This is a genomic window from Mycobacterium sp. NGS59, from assembly GCF_059812345.1.
Genome location: NZ_JCALCN010000004.1, coordinates 68055 through 85864 on the forward strand (window position 1 = coordinate 68055; position 17810 = coordinate 85864).

Sequence of the window (17810 nt, forward strand, 5' to 3'; positions counted from 1 at the left end):
ATGGCTCCGAATCCCGCGGCGCGCACGGCTTTCGGGCCGATGGTGCTGGCAGCGATAGAACAGAACGAGTCCGGCGACCGCAGACTGGTGGACGACGACCTGGCCGGGTTGTTCCTTCCCGCTCCGTTGCGCTGGCTCGTCGCCGCCACCCGGTTCGCACCGTTCCGGCGCGCACTGATCGGTGTATCGGAGTTCACCGGTCGCGGGTTGTGGGCCAATTTGACGTGCCGCAAACAATTCATCGCCGACAAGCTTGCCGGGGCACTCGACGACGTCGACGCGGTCGTGATCCTGGGCGCGGGACTGGACACCCGGGCCTACCGGTTGACCCGGCGGGTCCGGAAGCCGGTGTTCGAGGTGGACCTGCCGGTTAACATCGCCCGCAAGGCCAAGACGGTGCGACGAGTACTGGGCGAGCTGCCGCTGTCAGTTCGGTTGGTCGCAATGGATTTTGAGCGTGACGATCTGCTGACCGCGTTGGCCGAACACGGCTACCGCCCCGACTACCGGGTGTTCCTGATCTGGGAGGGCGTGACCCAGTACCTCACCGAGGACGCCGTCCGCACCACCCTGGCGGGACTGCGCGCGACGGCGCCTGGCAGTCGCCTGGCCTTCACCTACGTTCGCCGCGACTTCATCGACGGCACGAACCGGTATGGCTCCCGCGCGCTGTACCGTTCGGTGCGCCAACGACATCGGTTGTGGCACTGGGGCATTGCGCCCGACGAGATCGCCGCGTTCCTGCACGAGTACGGCTGGCGACTGGTGGAGCAGATCGGTTCCGACGAGATCGTCGAACGCTACCTCGCGCCTACCGGACGCAGGCTCACGGCCTCGCAGATCGAGTGGTCGGGGTACGCGGAGAAGGTTTAGACCTCGATGACGGTCGGCACGATCATCGGCTGTCGGCGGTAGGTTTCGCCGACCCATTTGCCGACGGTGCGACGCACGCCCTGGGCGATCCGGATCGGGTCGACGACGTTGTCGGCCGCCAACACTTCCAGCTCGGCCTCCACCTTGCGCACGGCAGGTTCCAGCGCCTTGGGGTCCTCGGAGAATCCGCGCGAATGCAGGTGCGGCGGCGCCGCCGGTTTGCCGGTGCCGCGCTTGATCACCACGGTCACCGCGACGAAGCCGGACGCCAGGATGAGCCGCTCCCCCAACGTGATGTCGCCGACGTCGCCGGTGATCAGCCCGTCGACGAACATCTTGCCGACCGGCACCGCGCCGGCGATCGACGCCTTGCCGGCCACCAGGTCCACGCTGACGCCGTTCTCCGCCAACAGGATTGAGTCCTCGGGCACCCCGGTGCTGGCGGCCAGTTTGGCGTTGGCCCGCAGGTGCCGCCACGTTCCGTGCACCGGCATGACGTGGCGCGGACGTACCCCGTTGTAGAGGAACAGCAACTCACCGGCATAGGCGTGACCCGAAACATGCACGCGCGCTTGGGCGTTGGTGACCACCCGGGCGCCGATCTTGGCCAGTGCGTCGATCACGCCGTAGACGGCCTCCTCGTTGCCGGGGATGAGTGACGAGGACAGCACGATCAGGTCGCCGGCGGTCAGGGTGATGCTGCGGTGCTCACCTCGCGACATCCGAGACAGCGCCGCCATCGGTTCGCCCTGGGTGCCGGTGGTGACCAGCACCACCTGGTCGGGCGGCAGCATTTCAGCCGCGGCGATGTCGATCAGGTCCGAGTCGGCGACCCGCAGGAAACCCAGTTCGCGGGCGATCGCCATGTTGCGTACCATGGACCGGCCGACGAACGACACCCGACGTCCCAAAGCGACTGCGGCGTCGATGATCTGCTGCACCCGGTCGACGTTGGAGGCGAAACAGGCGACGATGACCCGCCCGTCGGCGCCCCGGATCAGCCGGTGCAGGGTCGGACCGATCTCGCTTTCCGACGGCCCGACTCCGGGGTGTTCGGCGTTGGTCGAGTCACACAGGAACAGGTCCACTCCGGCGTCGCCGAGCCGCGACATGCCGGGCAGGTCGGTGGGGCGTCCGTCGAGTGGCAGCTGGTCGAGCTTGATGTCACCGGTGTGCAGGACGGTGCCCGCTCCGGTGTAGACGGCGATGGCCAGCGCGTCCGGGATGGAGTGGTTGACGGCGAAGTATTCGCATTCGAATACGCCATGCCGGGTGCTTTGCCCCTCTTTGACCTCGACGAACACCGGCTTGATGCGGTGTTCGCGGCACTTGGCGGACACCAGCGCCAGGGTGAACTTGGAACCGACGACCGGGATGTCGGGTCGCAGCCTGAGCAGGAACGGGATCGCGCCGATGTGGTCTTCGTGGGCGTGGGTCAGCACCAGCGCTTCGATGTCGTCGAGCCGGTCTTCGATGTGACGCAGGTCGGGCAGGATCAGGTCGACACTGGGCTCGTCGTGGGTGGGGAACATCACCCCGCAGTCGATGATCAGGAGCCGGCCCAGGTGCTCGAAAACCGTCATATTGCGGCCGATTTCGCTGATGCCGCCGAGCGCGGTGACCCGCAGTCCGCCCGCGGCGAGGGGACCAGGCGGGGTGAGTTCCTCGTTCACGCTTGACTCACCTGAGCACGGACGCCGCACGCATGTCGGCAGCCAGTGCTTCGAGTTGCTCCGGTGTCGCCGCAACTTGCGGCAGCCGCGGCTCGCCGGCGTCGATGCCCTGCAAGCGCAGGCCGGCCTTGGACAGCGTCACCCCGCCCAGGCGGGCCATCGCGTTGCACAGCGAGCCGACCGAGACGTTGATCTTCCGCGCGGTGGCGATGTCTCCAGAATTGAACGCCGACAACAGTTCTCGCAGCTGACCGGCCGCCAAGTGGGAGATGACGCTGATGAATCCGGTGGCGCCCATGGCAAGCCACGGCAGGTTGAGGGCGTCGTCGCCGGAGTAGTAGGCCAGCCCGGTCTCGGCGATGATCTGTCCCCCGCTGTGCAGGTCGGCCTTGGCGTCCTTGACCCCCACGATGTTGGGGTGCGACGCCAGCGCGCGCAGGGTGTCGGGGTCGATCGGCACGATCGAGCGGGGCGGAATGTCGTAGAGCACGATCGGCAGGTCGGTGGCGTCGGCGACGGCAGTGAAGTGCGCCTGCAACCCGCGCTGAGGGGGCCGGGAGTAGTACGGGGTGACGACCAGCAGTCCGTGCGCGCCCTCGGCCGCAGCAGCCTGGGCGAGCTTGATGCTGTGCGCGGTGTCGTAGGTGCCGGCCCCGGCGATGATCCGCGCCCGGTCGCCTACCGCCTCCAGGACGACCCTCAGTAGCTCGCGCTTCTCGTCGTCGGTGGTGGTCGGAGACTCTCCGGTGGTTCCCGAGACGACCAGACCATCGCAGCCCTGATCTACCAGGTGATTGGCCACCCGGGCGGCGGCCCTGGCGTCCAGGGCGCCGTCGGCGTCGAACGGTGTCACCATCGCGGTCAACAAGGTCCCCAGACGTGCCGGGGCGTCAAATCCGACGGTGCTCACGGTTCCTTAGATTACCTGGCTGCGGCAAGGGCTTTGGCAGTTAGGCTTCGGTCGCTAACGGGCTGGTCGCGACCTCGCTGCCGTCGGCCAAAGTCGACACCTCGAAGTCGGCGAACACCGCCGGGGCGACATCGGCGAGCTGACGTAGGCACGCGATGGCCAGTCGCCGGATCTCGACGTCGGCGTGCTCGCTGGCCCGCATGGCGATGAAGTGCCGCCAGGCCCGATAGTTGCCGGTCACCACGATCCGGGTCTCGGTGGCGTTCGGGAGGACGGCCCGGGCGGCCTGGCGGGCCTGTTTGCGCCGCAAGACCCCCATTTTCTCGTTGGGCTGGTCGGTTGCGAACTTGGCTTCCAGCTTGGCCAGCAGCTCTGTATAGGTGGCGCGGCTGGCGTCGGCAGCGGCGAGCAGTATCTCGGCCAGCTCGGGATCGTCCTCCATGCCCGGCGGCAGCACGATCTGCGACTCGGTCTCCGGCACGTAACGCTGGGACAGCTGCGAGTAGGAGAAGTGCCGGTGCCGAATCAATTCGTGGGTGCAGGACCGTGAGATTCCGGTGATGTAGAACGAGACACTCGCGTGCTCGAGCACCGAAAAATGACCGACGTCGATGATGTGCTTGATGTAGCCGGTGTTGGTCGCGGTCCGGGGATTGGGTTTGGACCAGCTCTGATAGCAGGCCCGGCCGGCGAACTCGACCAGGGCGGACCCGCCTTGAACATCAGGGCCGTCGGTCGTCCAGGGCACGTCCGGCGGCGCCAGGAACTCGGTCCTTGCGATCAGTTGCACGCGCAGCGGCGCCGTCTCGGCCACGGCGCTCACCTTAACGCGCTGGTAGCGCATCGCCCGACATCGCAACGGGCAGGATCCCGTCAGATAGAAAAGCAACGCGACCTATGGTCGATCACCCTCAGCCGTCAAATTCCTAACGGTCGGCGCTCACCGGACCGTACGCAGAAGTGAAGTCGGAAGTCCGCGTACGGACATCCTGCGGCCCCCATTTCCGCCGTCGGCCGGGTTGGATCAACGTGCGCAGCGCCTCCCTCGTTTCACGGTCTGTGGAATAGATCACCGTGCCAATCATCCCGCGAGTCAGCAGCACTTTGTATACATGACGGACAAGGACGTCGAACCTGTTGTCCGGCACGGTTTTCGAATTACGAAAGTCAGGGTCTTTGTTGCCCGCGCGAACGCTGATGAAACGTCCATTTCGCCAGACCAGATCTGGTCCGATGATCACACCGCTCCAGTCGTACTCGAACCCTTGGGCCGTGTAAATGCAGCCAACTTGATCGAAGCCGCCGTCGTCAGTGGCCCACAGAGCACTGGGCGGCACATCTCCGATTCGGCGCTCGCTCTTGCTGTTCCACGGCCGTGACCATGTGCCGACTTGAACGTCAGGAACGAGTGAGCCGTCTTCGCGAGCATCGCTCCATTGCCAGCAGTACCCCGCTGTAATCCGTGCTGAATATCCCTGCTGCATCTGCCTCGTTAGATGAAGTTCCATTTCCGCGGGGGTCTCGGCGATCAATACTGCAAACTGCGGATCGTCCGACCAGACAACCGGTGGCTCATCTGCGGCGAGTCCCAGCAGTCGCACCACCCAATGCACGTATTCCTCGCTGCCACCGCATCGGAATTGTTCACCCAATGCGATGTGTTCAAAGCCGAGCCCAAGGTGCCGTGCATGGCGCTCGATTTGTGCAAGGGTGCCCATCTCGCCCGGACGCACCACCTGGTGTTCGTCGAGGAGAAATACCGGCACTCGAGCAGCGGCGATGAGTTCGTCTATCTGCAGGCGGTCGGTCCGTAATTCGGCACGGGTGAATCGATTCGCGGAGGTGTGCCTTATCCGGTGCGCCTCGTCCATGATCAGCACGTCTAGGCCGTTGGGATCGGCGGTCATGAACTGGTTGAAATACTTGAACATTGCCTTGACCTTCGGAGCTCGGACAGCGGCAACTTTGCGCAATGTCTGGGTGAACGACCGAGACCCGGTGGCGTGGATGACAGTGCGGCCGCGCCGCGCCAACTCACCGACCAGAGACAGCGCGATAACGCTCTTGCCGCTGCCGGGACCGCCCGTGATCGCGATGACTCGCTTGGTGTTTCCGGCACGCGCGTGCTCGACGGTGTGCATCACCAGATCGACCGCCAGTTGCTGGTTTCCGATCAATCGGAATTGTGGCCGGTCACGGATCTCTGCCGCCGCGAGTTTCAGCAGTTGTTTCGATGGAGCCACGGGTGAGTTCAGCAACAGATCTGCCGCTTGGCGTCCGGGTCCGGGCGCGAGCCTGGATTGAAGGAATTCCAGCATGGAACCCTTGTCGGCTGCGGTGAACAGTCGCCCTGTCGTCGACACCGGCACGGCGAGCAAATCCTTGACCAGTGCAGGATCGGCGGCGTTGTGCAGGTATGCCATACCGGCCAACGCGTCGGGGAAATCCGCCAGCACGCGCGCGAAGTCGTAAAGGTATTCGCAGTAACCCCGGACCTGGATGACCGGGTGCTGCCGCGGGCCTCCCGGAACGCCCGGTACTTCCAAAATCTCCGGATCGTTTTCGAAGGCGTACGCAGCCGACCACTGCTTCAGTTCCACCACAACGTAGGAAATTTCCTTGGTTTCCGGATGTCTCCCAGCGAGCACAACGTCGGCGCGCTGTGATGTCAGCGGCAGGTGATACTCGACGAGCATCTCGACTTCCCCGAGGCCGGCATCAACAAGATCCCCGGCCAGGACCGGAATACTGCGCTTCCACGAGGTCTGCTCCGCAGGTGCGGCCCGGCGCCCCGTTCGATGCAGCATTTGCTCCAACAGTTGCTCCACCAGCGACTCCGGCGCCATCTCACAAACGCGTGCGGCGGTTGTCCGGATGAGCGTCACGTTGAATCCCCCAGGGCAGCACGAACACAGTCGTGCGGGTGGGGACATATCTGTGACAGCTGCTACCAGCTACGGAAGTCCGTCGAACCGCGAACATCATGCTAGGCAATGTGGCTGCAGATCCGCTGCCAGACGCGATTCAAAAGCACCGCCTGCCCGCAAAGTCCTGACCGGAGTGTTTTGCCTGGCCTAGTCGACGAACCGCTCAACATCTTGTCCGGCAACGGGTTTCGTCGCGGCAGATAGGGAGCCGCGCAGTTTCCCGACGGCCATCCACAACGCGACGTCAGGTTCCCGGGACGCCATCAGCTTGCTCTGCGCACCGGCGCAGCTCTCCAGCGAGGTCACCCCGCGCGGCCACGCTCACCCCGCCCAATCCCAGCCAGGACGCCATCGACTGCAACTCAGCGGCGAGTGCCGCGGCAACCCTTGGCCGCTCGATGTCGGGCTCACCGAATGCGCCCACCACCCGCAGCGTGTCCGCCGCGCGGTCGGCTTTGAGGTCCACCCGCGCCACCAAGTTGCCGTCCAGCAGCAGCGGCCACACGTAGTAGCCGTATTGACGCTTGGCGGCCGGGGTGTAGATCTCGATGCGGTAGTGGAAGCCGAAGATCCGCTCGACCCGCGGCCGGAAAAAGATCAGCGGGTCGAACGGACACAGCAAGGCGGTGCCGCGGTCGCTGCGCGGCACAGTATTTGCCCGCAGGTAGGCCGGCGCAGTCCAGCCGTCGACTTCCACGCGTTCGATCTCACCGGTGCCCAACAGGTCGGCAATCGCCGGCTTGACCTGCCCGGCGGCCAGTCGGAAGTAGTCGCGGATGTCGGCTTCGGTGCCCACACCCAGCGCGGTTGCCGCGCGCAGCGTGAGCTCGCGGATGGCGTGGTCGTCGTCGATCTGACGCGCCAGCACGTCGCGCGGCAGCACTCGTTCGACCAGGTCGTAGTGACGCGCGAAGCCGACCCGGGTGGCCGTGGTGAGCACCCCGGCGGCGAACAACCCCTCGGCTACCCACTTGGTGTCGCTGCGTCCCCACCAGGGGCCTCGCGGACCGCGCGGCTCCGCTTGGAGATGCGCCTCGATCTGCCCGGCGCTGCTGGGGCCGAGTTCGGTGACGGCGGCCACGATGTCCTCGGCGAGTTGGGGGTTGGCTTTGACGATGTGACTGCCCCACCGGCCGTGCCGCCACTGACGCATTCGCCAGCGCAGCAGTGGCCAGTCGTCGACGGCCATCAGCGCCGCTTCGTGCGCCCAGTATTCGACGAGCAACCGCCCTTTGGCCGGTCCCCATGCGGCACGGTCCAGCACGTCGCGGTCATAGGGTCCGAGTCTGCTGAAAACGGGTGCATAGTGGGCTCGCACGGCAACCGACACCGAGTCCAGCTGCAGTACCTGAATCCGGGAAATCAGCCGTCGTAGGTGTGCGCGCGTGATGTTTCCGCGTGGCGGCGGCTCGCTGAATCCTTGCGCCGCAACGGCGATCCGCCGGGCCTGCGCAGCGGTCAACCTGGGGGTCCGGACCGGCACGGCGCCGAGACTACCGGTCGCCGACAGTCGGCGGCGAGATTGCCGCGGGCTTAACCGGTGCCGACTTTCTGGGCCGACGGCATCCGGCCGTTCGACTCGGAACCGGACTCCGCCGCACTCTGTGCGGCTTCGAGAGCGGCCGGAACAGGTTGCAGGTCGCGGTAGACGTCCATCAGTTGCTCGAGCACCTCGATCCGCTGCCGGGTCGCTTCGTCCACCGCCCGCCGCGCCTGCTCGCGATAGTGATCGGCCTCCAGCTTGGCGTCGGCGAGCAACTGCTCACGTTCCCGATTGCTGTCCCGCCAGGCCTCGTCGATCTCCGATCGCGCCTCGGCGCGCATGCCGGCCAGTTCGGCGTCGAGTTGCTGCTTGGTATCGCCGTACTCGGCTTCCATCTCCTGTTGCCGGGCGACCATGCCCGCCACCAACTCCTCGTGCTTGCGCCGCTCATCCTCGGCCTCCTCCCGGGCCGCCACGATCAGTGCCTCCGCCTCGGACTGCGCCTCGGCCCGCATCTGCGACACCTCGTCGACCGTGCGTCGCAGCATCTGGGCCATCCGCTGTTGCACAGCGTGTGGTGAGTCAGAAGTCTCGATGAGCAGCGCAACCTCTTTGCGCAGCGCGGCGACTTCGTCGCCGGATTGAGTCAGCCGTGCCCGCAGGTTCTCGACGTCGGCGCGCAGCAGCTCCTGCCTGGTGGTCAACGCCTCGATATGGGCGTCGACCGCGTTCGTTTCGTAGCCCCAGAATTTACGAGTGAACGCTTTTGCGGGTTCGTTTACCACTGTTGAATTCCCCCTTCAATTGCTCAACGTGCACCGCGGGAGGGATGCGACCGGCTTAAGCCCGAGCGTAGCTGTGAAACCGGTACCGCAGTCCCAGGCGGCTGACCTGCCACTCCCCCGTTGTACCCACCCACGCCTCGTCGAGCAGGGGGGCCAGCGCGTCTTCGTCGTCGCGCGGCAGTTCGATGTCCACTTCGGTGACTTCGCAGCGGTCGGCCAGCGGCAGCGCCAGCGCGTAGATCTCCGCTCCGCCGATTATCCAGGTGTCGTCCGCGGTCAGCGCCTGCTCCAAGGAGCCGACGACCTGCGCGCCGTCGGCGGTGAAGTCCGATCGGCGAGACAGCACCACGTTGCGACGACCTGGCAACGGACGTACGTGAGCCGGCAGCGAGTCCCATGTTCGCCGGCCCATCACCACCGTGTGTCCCAGGGTCAGCTGCCTGAACCGGGCCAGGTCCTCAGGCAGCTGCCACGGGATGTCGCCGCCGCGGCCGATGATGCCGGATGTCGACTGAGCCCACACCAGACTCGTGCGCGTCATACAGCCACGGGGGCTTTGATCGCGGGATGCGGGTCATAGTTCTCTACGAGGACGTCCTCGTAGCGATAGTCGAAAATCGAATCCCTATGCTGCAGAGCCAATTTCGGATACGGACGGGGGTCGCGGGTGAGTTGCAGCTCGACCTGCTCGATGTGGTTGTCGTAGATGTGACAGTCGCCGCCGGTCCAGACGAACTCGCCGACCTGCAGATTGGCCTGCGCCGCCATCATGTGGGTGAGCAGCGCGTAGCTGGCGATATTGAACGGCACCCCGAGGAACAGGTCGGCGCTGCGCTGGTAGAGCTGGCAACTCAATCTGCCGTCGGCGACGTAGAACTGGAAGAACGCGTGGCACGGCGGCAGCGCCATCTGCGGGATGTCGCTGACGTTCCAGGCCGAGACGATGATGCGACGCGAGTCCGGGTCGGTACGCAGCAAATTCAGCGCCGCACTGATCTGGTCGATGTGCGCACCGTCCGGAGTCGGCCAGGAGCGCCACTGCACACCGTAGATGGGACCGAGTTCTCCTGTGTCACTTGCCCATTCGTCCCAGATGGTGACGCCGTGCTCATGCAACCAGCCGATGTTGGATTCGCCGCGTAGGAACCACAGCAACTCGTACACCACCGACTTGAAATGCACTCTCTTGGTGGTGAGCAGCGGGAACCCGGCCGAGAGGTCATACCTGAACTGCTGGCCGAACAGGCTGCGCGTTCCGGTGCCGGTGCGGTCGGATTTCGGCGTCCCCGTTGCTAGCACCAGACGCAACAGATCCTCGTAGGGCGTCGCGATCGGCACGCCGTCAGCTTAGCGGCGATCGCAAGCGCGGCGAAGCCGGGCGCGGCGGGTCGACGCCCAAAAAATCCCGCGGCGATCGCAAGCGCGGCGAAGCCGGGCGCGGCGGGTCGACGCCCAAAAATCCCGCGGCGATCGCAAGCGCGGCGAAGCCGGGCGCGGCGGGTCGACGCCCAAAAACTCCCGCGGCGATCGCAGGAGTAGAACGGAGACCATGCCTGAGATCACCGACACCGTCACCACCCCGGACGGCACCCCCAAAGTGAAATTCTTCACTCCCGACGGCACCGGTCCCTGGCCGGGTGTGGTGATGATTCCCGACGCCGGCGGTGTGCGCACCACGTTCGACGAGATGGCCGCCAAGCTCGCCGGATTCGGCTATGCGGTGCTGCTTCCCGACGTGTACTACCGCGAGGGCGACTGGGCGCCTTTCGACATGGCGAGCGCGTTCGGCGATGCCAAGGAGCGGGCCCGGATCCTGTTCATGATCGGCACCCTGACCCCTGACCGGATCACCCGGGACGCCGACGCCTACTTCGACTACCTGGCCGGCCGCCCCGAGGTCGCCGGTGACCGCTTCGGCGTGTGCGGCTACTGCACGGGCGGCCGCATCTCGGTGCTGCTGGCCGGCCGTCTCCCGGACCGGGTGGCCGCGGCGGCATCCTTCCACGGGGGCGGCCTGGTCACCGACAACGAGCACAGCCCGCATCTGCTGGCCGACCGGATGAACGCCGTCGTCTACGTGGGCGGCGCCAAGAACGACCCGTCGTTCACCGCCGACCAGGCCGAGCAGCTCGGCAAGGCGCTGACGGCCGCGGGCGTGCGGCACACCATCGAGTGGTATCGGGCCGGGCACGGGTTCGCAGTGCCGGACAACGCGCCCTATGACGAGGCCGCCGCCGATCGGCACTGGGCCGCGATGACGGAAACCTTCGCCTCGGCGCTGGGCGGCTGACCCGGCTCGCACTCCCGGGCGGAGCAGCGCGGGCTCCCGACCGGGCTCGCGCTCCCGGGCGAGCAGACGCAAAATCACCCGGGAGCGGACGCTCCAAGGGGATTTTGCGTCTGCTCGCCAGTTCAGGTGACCGGCAGGTCGACCAGGTCGCCCAGCCGCGACCGGTGCCGGTACTCGGTCCCGAAGGCCAGTTGGTCGCTCTTGGCGCGCTTGAGGTACAGATGCGCGGGATACTCCCAGGTCATTCCGATGCCGCCGTGCAATTGCACGCACTCCTCAGCCGCATGCACCGCCGCGCCGCTGCAATAGGCCTGCGCGACCGACGCCGCGACGACGGCGTCGTCGTCATCGCGGGCAGCGCTGTCCGCGGCGTAACGGGCCGCCGACGTCGCCGAACTGACCACTAACCACAGGTCCGCCAGCCGGTGCTTGATCGCCTGATACGAGCCGATCGCGCGGCCGAACTGCTTGCGCTCCTTCGCGTATGCGAGCGTGGTGTCGAAGCACCACTGCACCAGGCCGAGCTGCTCGGAGGCCAGTAGTGCCGCACCTGTCTGCAAAGCCGTTGCCACGGCGCCTGCGCCGGCACCCACGCGGGTGGAGGCGGCACCCGTAAACCGTACGTCGGCGAGGGGTCGGGTCATGTCGAAGGCCAGCACCGGCGTCACCTCGACACCCGCAGAGGAACGCGAAACGGTATGCAGCTCAACCCCGTCCGGTGCGGCCACCGGTACCACCAGCAAGTCGGCTTCGGCGGCACCGGCGACGCTGGTGACCAGTCCGGTCAGCCCGTCGGCACCGGTGCTCACCGCCGGGGCGACATCCCACGGCGCTGTGGGCAGCGGCACCACCAGTGCGGCGGTGCTCGCGCCGGACGCCAGCGCCGGCAGCGCCTCGGTGTCGCCTGCGGTGGTCAGCGCGACCGTCGCGAGCACCGCGCTGGACAGGAACGGCACCGGCGCGACCGCGCGCCCGATCTCTTCCATGACCACCGCAGCCTCGCGGGCGCTTGCTCCTGCCCCGGCAAGGGACTCCGGCACCAGCAGGCCGGCCACTCCCAGCTCCGCGGCCAGTGTGCGCCACAGCGCCGAAAAGTCCGGTGCCACTTGGTCATACGACTTGGCGACGAGTTCCGGGGGACACCGGTCGGCGAAAAGCTGCCGGACGCCGTCGCGCAGTGCCTCCTCGGTGTCGGAATACAGCAGGTCGGTCATCGGGGAATGTCCTTCCAAGCGACGTCCTTGTCGACGCGGTGTTCACCGGGCAGACCCAGCACCCGCTCAGACACCGTGTTGCGCAGGATCTCTGAGGTACCACCCTCGATGGAGTTGCCGCGGGCGCGCAGGTAGCGATAGCCGGGCCCGCGACCGGTCAGGTCCACCACTTCGGGGCGGCGCAAAGTCCAGTCGTCGTAGCGGAGTCCCTGCTCGGCGTGCAGTTCGACTTCGAAGCCCGAAATCGCCTGCGCCAGTTGGGCGAAAACGATCTTCATCCCGGCTCCTTCGGGACCGGGTTGCCCGGCGACGGCCTGCTGGCGTAGTCGTTCCCCGCTCAGCCGGAACACTTCCGCGTCCACCCACAACCGCATCAGATCGTCGTGCATCGCGGGGTTGCGCAGCGCCGGATCCTGCCGCCACGCCTGGGTGACCTTGCCGATATGACCGCCTTCCCGCGGTACCCCCGGCCGGGTGCCGATGGCGACCCGTTCGTTGTTCAGCGTCGTGGTCGCCACCCGCCAGCCGCCGCCCTCGGGGCCGAGCCGATTGGCGTCGGGCACCCGGACGTCGGTGAGAAACACCTCGTTGAACTCGGCTTCGCCGGTGATCTGGCGCAGCGGACGGATTTCGACGCCCGGCTGGGTGACGTCGCACAGGAAATACGTCAAGCCCAGGTGTTTGGGCACTGTGGGGTCGGTGCGGGCGACCAGGATGGCCATCTGCGCGTGCTGGGCCTGCGACGTCCACACCTTCTGCCCGTTGACGATCCACTCGTCGCCGTCGCGCACCGCGCGGGTGGCCGCCGCGGCCAGATCCGATCCCGCCCCTGGTTCGCTGAACAGCTGACAGTAGATTTGCTCGCCAGTGAACAACGGGCGCAGGAACTTTCGCTTCTGCTCGTCGGTACCAAATGCCGCGATCGTCGGCGCGGCCATGCCCATGCCGATGTAATTCTTGGGGGTGCCGCCCACCGGTGCGCCCGCGGCGGCCAGCTGCCGATCGACCCGTTCCTGCACGGTCCGCGGCAGCCCGAGCCCACCGAAACCACTCGGCAGGTACACCCACGCCAGTCCCGCGTCGTACTGCGCGCCCAGGAATTCTCGAGGTTCGGTGCTGGTCGGCGGGTACTCGTCGAGCAGCGCCTGCACCCGCTCCTTCAGCTCGCCGTCGGCGCTCATCTGGCCTGAAAGCCTTCTGCCGCACCCAGTAACAGACCGCCGTCGATCACCATCGTCTCGCCCGTGATCCAACTCGCGGCGTCGGACACCAGAAAAGCGACGGCCCCCGCGACATCGACCGGCTCGCCGATCCTGCCCAGCGCGATCGATCTCGCGAGCGGATCCTCGTGGTCCTTCCACAGTGCCTCGGCAAGCCTGGTGCGCACCACCCCGGGGCAGATCGCGTTCACCCGGATGCGCGGTGAAAGTTCCAGTGCCAGTTGCTTGGTCACGTGAATCAGCGCAGCTTTGGTGGCGTTGTACATGCCCATGGCCGGTGATTGGTGCATGCCGCCGATCGAGGCGGTGTTGACGATCGCCCCACCGTGCTCGCCCATCCCCGACTTGACGACGAGCGACGTCCACAGCAACGGAGCCCACAGGTTGACGTCGAAGATCTTGCTGAATCGCGCGTGATCCTGGTCGATCAGCGGACCATAGGCCGGATTCGTGCCCGCGTTGTTGACCAGGATGTCCACCCGGCCGAACCGCTCCAGCGTGAGATCGACGCAGCGCCGCGCGGCGTCCTCGTCGACCGCGTGCGCACCCACCCCCAGCGCACGGCCACCGACCTCGGCAGCGGCCGCATCGGCCGCCTCCTGTTTGCGTGCGGTCAGCACGACGTTGGCGCCGGCTTCGGCCAGTTGTTGCGCTATCGCCAAACCGATTCCGCGCGAAGCGCCGGTGACGATGGCGGTGCGGCCGGTCAAGTCCAATGAGGTCATCGTGATACGCCTTCTGTCGCTTCGAAGTGGAAATGCGATCTGCTATGCAATGTTTGAATGCCGGTCCGGGTGGTATGCGAGATGAATGTTATCGAAATTGAAGTTCATGAAACCACTGGTGGTGGCCGGGGCAGTCGCTACAGCGATCGCTGCGGCGCCGATGGCCGCGGCTGACGTTGTCGCGGCCGGGCCGGGCACTACCAGCACCGGCATCACCCATTTCGTCCCGCTCGACCCGGGCGGCGGCGGGTGCGACCCCAACGGCAACTGCGGTTCTGGCGGCCTCGACGGCGGCCCGGGTGGCGGCCCCGGCGGCCAGGGCTGCATTCCGGGCGTGGGTTGCGGTAACGGCGGCCAGTTCGGCGGCCCGGGCGGTATACCCGGCGGCGAAGGCTGTCTGCCGGGCATCGGCTGCGGTTCCGGACACGGTTAAAGACTGCCTGCGCGGCGTCCCGGCAGCCTGGCAATCCAGGCCCGGGACTCCGCGGGGTCGATGACGTCGTCGAGCTCGAATGTAGTGGCCGCACGCAACGCCTTTCCGTGTTCGTAGGCCGCCGCGACCAGTTTGTCGAACAAAGCTTGGCGTTCGGAGTCGTCAGCGGCCGCGGCCAACTCTTTGCTGAAGCCAAGGCGCACAGCACCTTCCAGGCCCATGCCGCCGATCTCTCCGGTAGGCCACGCGACGGTGAACTGCGGCGCGTGGAACGAGCCGCCGGCCATGGCCATTGCGCCCAGTCCATAGCCCTTGCGCAGGATGATCATTCCGAACGGGACGGTCAGTTGCGCGCCGAGGACGAACATCCGCCCGAAGCGACGGACCGCGGCCTCCTTTTCGGCTTCCGGGCCGACCATGAATCCCGGTGTGTCGCACAGCGAAACGATCGGCAACCCGAACGATTGGCACAGCGTCAGGAAGTCGCCGACTTTGTCTGCGGCCTCGGCGTCGATCGCGCCGCCCAGATGGTGGCTGCTGTTGGCGATCAACCCGTAGGCCACACCTTCCACGCGCACCAGCGCAGTGACGATGCCGACGCCGTAATCGGGTCGCAACTCCAGCACCGATCCCACGTCGACGACCGATTCGACCGCGCGCCGCACATCGTACGCGCGTAATCGGTTCTCGGGCACCACATGCCGGGCCAGACGCGGATCCGGTGCTTCCCAATCGTCAATGCTGCCTTGAAAATACGAGAGGTATTGCTTGGCCAGCGTGACGGCGTGCGCCTCGTCGCGAGCGACCAGGCTCACCACCCCGTTGCGCCGTTGCACGTCGATCGGGCCGATCGCCTCGGGCGGGTAGACACCCAGTCCCCCGCCTTCGATCATCGCGGGGCCCCCCATGCCGATATTGGCGTCCGGGGTCGCGATTATCACGTCGCAAACCCCGGCCAGCGCGGCATTTCCGGCGAAGCAGCGACCGGAGACGATCGACACCAAGGGGACCCGACCGGCCAGGGCCGCCAGCACCCGGAAGGTCGGGACGTCGAGCCCGGCGTGGCCGCCGACGTCGGTGTCACCGGGCCGACCGCCACCACCCTCGGCGAACAGCACCACCGGCAACCGCTTTCGGCCGGCGAGGTCGAACACCCGGTCGGTTTTGGCGTGATTGCGCATGCCTTGGGTGCCGGCGAGCACGGTGTAGTCGTAGGACACCACCACCGCCTCGGCCGCATCGCGCCCGAATCGATCCGCGCCGATGGTCGCCAGCCCGGCTACCAGTCCGTCCGCGGGGGTATTGGCGATCAGATCCTCCTCCGAACGCCGAGTGCGCTGCGCGGCGATGGCCAGCGCGCCGTACTCGATGAAACTGCCGGGATCGATGAGGTCTGCGATGTTCTCGCGTGCGGTGCGCCGTCCTTGCCGGTGCCGCTTGGCGACGGCCGCCGCCCGCCCCTCGTCCAGGGTGATCAGGTGTCGCCGGCGGACCTCGTCCAGGTCGGCACGCGAACGATCGAGATCTATCGCAGCAGCGGACTTTCCGTCGTTGTCGTCGGCGCCGACGCGGGTGAAGACCACCAGCGCGTCACCGGTTCCCACCACCTGGCCGGGCGCGACAAGGTGCCGGACCGCCCGCAGCGGGGCCGGCGCGACCAGCACGTGTTGCATTTTCATCGCCTCGAGTACCACGACTTGTTGCCCGGCACCGACTTCGGCACCCTCGGGGACCAACTCGATCACCGTCCCGGACAACTGCGCACGCAGCGCCTCTTCGCCCGGGTAGAGCTCGATGTGCGGGTGGCGCTGGGGCTGGCGCGACGCTACCGCAGCCGCCAGCTCGGGCAGTTTCTCGTCCACGAAACCCGTCGTTACTGCCCCGGAGCTGAAACTGTTGTCGGACAACAACTCTCGAAGGAACTCGATGTTGGTTCCGACACCCTCGATGGTGAACTCTCCCAACGCGTTACGGGCTTTGCGGACCGCCGCCGGGAAGGACGTGCCCCTTACATGGGTGATCACCTTGGCGAGCAACGAGTCGTACCGGGGACTGAGCGTCAGTCCCGTCCGGCCGTAGGTGTCCACGCGCACGCCCGGCCCGCTCGGCGGCGAGAATGCGCTCACGGTCCCGGTGGCGGGCAGGACGCTTCCGTCCGGCGCGATCGTCTCCGTGTTGACCCGGGTCTGGATGGCGATGCCGGATCGCGCCGCTGGCTCACCGATGACTTCGGTTCCGTCCGAGGCGATTCCGGACGGCAGACCGAGTTGGTAGTAGGACGCCCCGCCGGCGATGGCCAGTTGCACCGCCACCAGGTCGATCCCGGTGACTTCCTCGGTGACGGTGTGTTCCACCTGTATCCGCGGGTTGACTTCGAGAAAGACGAATTCGTCACCGGTGACCAGGAATTCGACGGTCGCCAGACCGTGCAACCCGATGCGGGCGCACAGCCGGGCCGCGGCGCGGTGCAGGTCACGACGCAGATCGTCGCAAAGATGTTGGGCGGGCGCGATTTCGACGATCTTCTGATAGCGGCGCTGGACACTGCAGTCGCGGTCGCCGAGGGCCAGTGCACGCGTCTGGTATCCGGCCGGTGCCGCCACCACCTGTACTTCGATGTGTCGCGCACCGTCCAGTAGTCTCTCGGCGAACACGGTGGGGTCGCCGAAGCCGAGTTGGGCTTCGGCGGCGCATTGCCGGTAGGCCTCATCGATCTGGTCGGGCCGCGCGACCTTTCGCATTCCCCGGCCGCCGCCACCGGCGAGTGCCTTGACCATGATCGGGCCGTCCTGTGCGGCGAAGAACGAACGCACCTGCTCCAGGCTGCTCGGTCCCCCGGTGGCCGCCAGCACCGGCACTCCGGCGGCGGCCGCCGCGGCACGGGCCTTGGACTTGTCACCGACGACCGCAAGCACCTCTGCGTCCGGGCCGACAAAGGTGAACCCGGCGGCCGCGCAGGCCCGCGCGAATTCCGGCTTCTCACTGAGGAACCCGTAGCCGGGATGAATCAATGTCGCGCCGGCATTCAAGGCGGCCGCCAAGATGGCGCCGTGGTCGAGGTAGGCGGCGACGCCGATGCCCGGCAGACCCAACGCCACGTCAGCCGCGTGCACATGCGGGCTGTCGGCGTCGTCGTCTGCGTAGACGGCCACGGTGCCGATGCCGAGTTCGGTTGCCGTGCGGATGATTCGGAGAGCGATCTCGCCACGGTTGGCAATCAGCAGGGTCGTCTCGATGTCCCGCGGTGGTGGCCGCATGGAGTTAGCGTACGGACCTG

15 protein-coding genes are annotated in these 17810 nt (G+C 66.8%); 3 read left to right on the forward strand and 12 right to left on the reverse strand.

Going from position 1 to position 17810, the window contains the following annotated elements:
- Window positions 1-873, forward strand: a complete 873-nt coding sequence (locus tag AC5Y46_RS06890) for an SAM-dependent methyltransferase (RefSeq protein ID WP_499942309.1) — start codon at window positions 1-3, stop codon at window positions 871-873.
- Here AC5Y46_RS06890 and AC5Y46_RS06895 read toward each other — a convergent pair.
- The 8 genes from AC5Y46_RS06895 to AC5Y46_RS06930 all read right to left on the reverse strand — a co-directional run bounded on the left by AC5Y46_RS06895 (window position 870) and on the right by AC5Y46_RS06930 (window position 9989).
- A complete protein-coding gene (locus AC5Y46_RS06895; protein WP_499942307.1) occupies window positions 870-2546 on the reverse strand; it encodes a ribonuclease J in 1677 nt (558 codons plus the stop codon). The genes AC5Y46_RS06890 and AC5Y46_RS06895 overlap by 4 nt on opposite strands.
- Window positions 2547-2553: 7 nt before the next feature.
- Window positions 2554-3456: a 4-hydroxy-tetrahydrodipicolinate synthase gene (dapA, locus tag AC5Y46_RS06900; RefSeq protein WP_499942305.1), complete on the reverse strand. Its 903-nt coding sequence runs from the start codon at window positions 3454-3456 to the stop codon at window positions 2554-2556.
- A gap of 40 nt (window positions 3457-3496) precedes the next feature.
- Window positions 3497-4270 (reverse strand): FAD-dependent thymidylate synthase, encoded by a 774-nt coding sequence (gene thyX / locus AC5Y46_RS06905; protein WP_499942304.1) that lies wholly within the window; start codon window positions 4268-4270, stop codon window positions 3497-3499.
- Window positions 4271-4382: 112 nt separating this feature from the next.
- Window positions 4383-6341 carry a DNA/RNA helicase domain-containing protein gene (locus AC5Y46_RS06910; RefSeq protein WP_499942303.1) on the reverse strand — a complete coding sequence of 653 codons (1959 nt, stop codon included), beginning with the start codon at window positions 6339-6341 and terminating at the stop codon, window positions 4383-4385.
- A 286-nt stretch (window positions 6342-6627) separates the two neighbouring features.
- Window positions 6628-7866 (reverse strand): winged helix-turn-helix domain-containing protein, encoded by a 1239-nt coding sequence (locus tag AC5Y46_RS06915; RefSeq protein ID WP_499942301.1) that lies wholly within the window; start codon window positions 7864-7866, stop codon window positions 6628-6630.
- A 50-nt stretch (window positions 7867-7916) separates the two neighbouring features.
- On the reverse strand, window positions 7917-8651 hold the full coding sequence (locus AC5Y46_RS06920) for a cell division protein DivIVA (protein ID WP_499942300.1): 735 nt from the start codon (window positions 8649-8651) through the stop codon (window positions 7917-7919).
- Window positions 8652-8706: 55 nt separating this feature from the next.
- Window positions 8707-9192, reverse strand: coding sequence for a dihydrofolate reductase (locus AC5Y46_RS06925; RefSeq protein WP_499942298.1), 486 nt, complete (start codon window positions 9190-9192; stop codon window positions 8707-8709).
- Window positions 9189-9989 (reverse strand): thymidylate synthase, encoded by an 801-nt coding sequence (locus AC5Y46_RS06930; protein WP_499942296.1) that lies wholly within the window; start codon window positions 9987-9989, stop codon window positions 9189-9191. Before AC5Y46_RS06930 ends, AC5Y46_RS06925 begins: the two co-directional genes overlap by 4 nt.
- Before the next feature lie 211 nt (window positions 9990-10200).
- Between AC5Y46_RS06930 and AC5Y46_RS06935 the strand changes: the two genes are divergently transcribed.
- The gene (locus AC5Y46_RS06935) at window positions 10201-10941 is read left to right on the forward strand and encodes a dienelactone hydrolase family protein (protein WP_499942295.1); all 741 of its coding nucleotides are present in this window, start codon (window positions 10201-10203) and stop codon (window positions 10939-10941) included.
- 122 nt (window positions 10942-11063) lie between these two features.
- Here AC5Y46_RS06935 and AC5Y46_RS06940 read toward each other — a convergent pair whose 3' ends face one another.
- Genes AC5Y46_RS06940 through AC5Y46_RS06950 form a run of 3 tightly spaced genes read right to left on the reverse strand, consistent with a single transcriptional unit; the run spans window position 11064 to window position 14100 of the window.
- On the reverse strand, window positions 11064-12155 hold the full coding sequence (locus AC5Y46_RS06940; RefSeq protein ID WP_499942293.1) for an acyl-CoA dehydrogenase family protein: 1092 nt from the start codon (window positions 12153-12155) through the stop codon (window positions 11064-11066).
- Window positions 12152-13336 carry an acyl-CoA dehydrogenase family protein gene (locus AC5Y46_RS06945; RefSeq protein ID WP_499942291.1) on the reverse strand — a complete coding sequence of 395 codons (1185 nt, stop codon included), beginning with the start codon at window positions 13334-13336 and terminating at the stop codon, window positions 12152-12154. The genes AC5Y46_RS06940 and AC5Y46_RS06945 overlap by 4 nt, the downstream gene beginning before the upstream one ends.
- A complete protein-coding gene (locus AC5Y46_RS06950) occupies window positions 13333-14100 on the reverse strand; it encodes an SDR family oxidoreductase (RefSeq protein WP_499942289.1) in 768 nt (255 codons plus the stop codon). Before AC5Y46_RS06950 ends, AC5Y46_RS06945 begins: the two co-directional genes overlap by 4 nt.
- A gap of 106 nt (window positions 14101-14206) precedes the next feature.
- On the opposite strand from AC5Y46_RS06950, the gene AC5Y46_RS06955 reads away from it, so the two are divergent.
- Window positions 14207-14533: a PE-PGRS family protein gene (locus AC5Y46_RS06955; protein ID WP_499942287.1), complete on the forward strand. Its 327-nt coding sequence runs from the start codon at window positions 14207-14209 to the stop codon at window positions 14531-14533.
- On the opposite strand, the gene AC5Y46_RS06960 is transcribed toward AC5Y46_RS06955, so the two are convergent.
- Entirely contained in the window at window positions 14530-17790 is a 3261-nt protein-coding gene (locus AC5Y46_RS06960; RefSeq protein WP_499942285.1) for an acetyl-CoA carboxylase family protein, read from the reverse strand. The genes AC5Y46_RS06955 and AC5Y46_RS06960 overlap by 4 nt on opposite strands.
- Window positions 17791-17810 lie beyond the last annotated feature (20 nt).